Origin of the sequence: Bythopirellula sp., from assembly GCF_041737835.1 — a bacterium.
Taxonomy (GTDB): domain Bacteria; phylum Planctomycetota; class Planctomycetia; order Pirellulales; family Lacipirellulaceae; genus Bythopirellula.
Map to the genome: position 1 here is coordinate 1 of NZ_JBGSQY010000062.1, position 1818 is coordinate 1818.

General features: G+C 55.3%; 2 protein-coding genes and 1 pseudogene. 1 reads left to right on the forward strand and 2 read right to left on the reverse strand.

Annotated features, from left to right (window positions below; translation table 11 throughout):
* Positions 1–358, forward strand: a 358-nt coding sequence (locus tag AC6T8Q_RS18435; protein WP_500680478.1) for a hypothetical protein, incomplete at its 5' end; no start/stop codon positions are given.
* Between the two features lie 144 nt (positions 359–502).
* On the opposite strand, the gene AC6T8Q_RS18440 is transcribed toward AC6T8Q_RS18435, so the two are convergent.
* Both AC6T8Q_RS18440 and AC6T8Q_RS18445 read right to left on the reverse strand, forming a co-directional pair.
* The gene (locus AC6T8Q_RS18440) at positions 503–991 is read right to left on the reverse strand and encodes a carbon storage regulator (protein WP_500680479.1); all 489 of its coding nucleotides are present in this window, start codon (positions 989–991) and stop codon (positions 503–505) included.
* Positions 992–1406: 415 nt separating this feature from the next.
* Positions 1407–1818: pseudogene (locus AC6T8Q_RS18445) on the reverse strand (multidrug ABC transporter ATP-binding protein); the annotation flags it as partial.

Consider the following 1818-nt stretch of genomic DNA (forward strand, 5'->3'; position numbering starts at 1 on the left):
CATCGTCGGGCCGTGGAAACAGCGCGAGATGCAAAATCCCACGGCTAGCCAGCAGCGTCAGATAGTGCTGCCGGCTTCGCTCCTCCAGCAGGAGGGAGCCTCAGGAGCCGGATATACAAATGGGCTGCCGAACAATCCCTCGGGGTCCAAAGAAGCTGGCACCTATCCCGGTCCAGCCTACAACTCATCCGTCATTGTTCCCGAGAACCGCAACACGGGATTCAATGCCAGCGACAATTCCGAAGTCGATCTGCTGGCCTTGCCGCCGCTGACCCCGATCCAACAAGTTCCTGCCCAGAACCAACAACCGAATCTTCCGATGGCCGACTTGCCCTCGGCCATGCCTCTCTACCGCTAGCGTTGGTTGATCGCCATTCGTTGCTAAAGTCATAAGACTTCAGTCGGATTCCCGTAGCTGAAGTCGTAAGAATTCAGCCGCATTGATCGTGTGACCGCGATCCAACAATCCAAAGTCTCACGACGTTGGATACGGGCGAGTTCACTATACCGCCGACGAAAACGACCGCAGATCCTTCTGGGCAACGGCCAAGTGATCCTGGCCGAACATGTCGGCTTCGGGGCGGGGATCAGCGGCTTGTTCCGAGACCGTATTGGGCGTGTTGCCAGCACGACGGGCTGAAAGCTTGCTAGCAAGAGGGCTGCGAGCAGTTGTTTGGGCGGCGCGCTGGTTGGCCGACGACCGCACTGGCTGTTTACGATCCAATTCGACCACTTGAACATCGACATTGGCTGTCGGTTCGATGGCTAGTATGCTTGCGATGCCGGCACCACTCATATTATCGGTCAGGTCGTCGTTTGACTCCAGATTGATCGTGATTTCCCGGCGGGGAAGTTCTTCCCGCATCACACGCACATCACGCGGGGCTTCAATTCCGAGACGGATCGAGCTGCCGCGAAACTCGAGTACCGTAATCACAATGTCATTGCCAATCCGAATTTGTTCTTGCAGCTTGCGGGTGAGAACCAACATGGGACACTCCTTTGTTCCAAATGTGACAGCAGAAAAGTAATCAGACTCCGTTGAGATTTGGTAAATGCACCTGGCGTGCCAAACCTCAAAAAAGTCGCACGGATCGCAAAAAGCCCGGGAAAGCCACACTTTCTCCAATGCTCATGCGTTCAGTACATGCCATATGTACACGATGTGTACAAACTTACAAGTACAATCATAGAAGGAATTACAAAATCGTTGAAAAAGCCGTTCGCGCCAGCGTGTTCGCTGTGTCCCTCGAACCGCCCATTTTCTACATTTCCTGCCGCTAGTTGCGAAATATTTGATGGGATACTAGGGCTAGGAGCCAGCTCAAGCGATCACGCATGAAGGCCCCATCCGCAAGAAGTGCGTTATCCAGATCGCTGCGAAAGCACAGAAGCTTCCCAGCACACTACGACGTAATCCCCTTGGTCAAAACCATGAACGCCGTTTCAAGATTTAGCTCTTCTTCGCTGAAGGTCCGCAGCTTCAAGCCGGCCGCGAGGAGATGATTCACCAATTCGCTGTAGTCGATGACCTCGGGCTTCAACGTGACGCGCAAGTTTTCCCCGCGTGCTTCGATTTTACTGACCGACGGATGATCCGCGAGTGACTTGGCGGCGCGCTCGCGTTCCGGCTCTCCGCCGACGACGCCGACGATCAGCACAAAGTGCTGGCGCACGCGCCGCATGACTTCGGCCACATCGGCGTTCACCAACAATTCGCCGCGCTCGATGATGCCGATCTTGTTGCACATGTCCGCCAGCTCGGGCAGGATGTGGCTGCTGACCATGATCGTCTTGCCCATCTGGCCGAGCTTCTTG